A 234-nucleotide genomic window follows, 5' to 3' on the forward strand; every position below is an offset into this window, starting at 1 on the left:
CAATTATTCACGAAGGTGGGATTTTTTATGTCTAGAAAAAGCAAACATTTATTTGAACAAAAGCTATGGGCAGTCAAACAATACTTAAATAGCAATATGAGCGCTACGGAAATAGCTCAAAATCTAAATATGCCAGTTAAGTCTGGAGGCCATCAAGTAAGAGAATGGGCTAATCAATATCAAAGCAATCGAGGTGAAATTTTTAACAGTGCCCAACACAATAGCCATTACTCT

The 234-nt window shown here is 35.5% G+C and carries 1 protein-coding gene; it reads left to right on the forward strand.

Features of this window, described 5'->3' with window-relative positions; all coding sequences use genetic code 11:
• Positions 1 to 27 precede the first annotated feature (27 nt).
• Positions 28 to 234: transposase (locus tag FC57_RS10535; protein WP_162259284.1), on the forward strand; the 207-nt coding region annotated here is incomplete at its 3' end.

Origin of the sequence: Lactobacillus ultunensis DSM 16047 (assembly GCF_001436305.1) — a bacterium.
Lineage (GTDB): Bacteria > Bacillota > Bacilli > Lactobacillales > Lactobacillaceae > Lactobacillus > Lactobacillus ultunensis.